Below are 522 nucleotides of genomic sequence, written 5' to 3' on the forward strand. Positions count from 1 at the left end.
CTCTTATGGAGACACTATAGCATTCCAAACTGGCACCTAAACTACCACCGTCTTGCCTATTGGGATCGATTTGCTCGTCCAAGCACTCAGCCGCCCTATAAGCTTGGTGTTGAGAACTGGTGGCGTAAAACAAGCAATGATTAGGGTTTCCCATTTCCTGTAACATTCCTGTCATAAAAACTTAATATCCTGTATTGGTCGTATCACACACAAAACGGGAATCAAGCAATGATCGCACAGAAACTACGTATACTTGGCTTATCAACGGTTATGGCTCTTGGTGTAGCTGCGTGCGCAAGCACGGATACAAAAGAAGCTACTTCAGCGTCTGAAACAATGCAAACGCAAACAAAGATGTCAGTAAAGGTACCGGCATTATATGAAGTACACCACGATGGCCGTATTTACTTTTTCTATGATAAAGCCTTATACCAATCTTTCCTTAAGACTGGGCATACTGCTTACATGGTTGCACGCATCGGTGCAGGCCCTAAAGGCGAAACCCTAATCATTGCTTGTTTT

General features: G+C 43.7%; 1 pseudogene. It reads left to right on the plus strand.

Going from position 1 to position 522, the window contains the following annotated elements:
• Positions 1–228 precede the first annotated feature (228 nt).
• A pseudogene (locus tag A3766_RS07120) lies at positions 229–522 on the plus strand (hypothetical protein); the annotation flags it as partial.

It is taken from the genome of Oleiphilus sp. HI0132, from assembly GCF_001635845.1.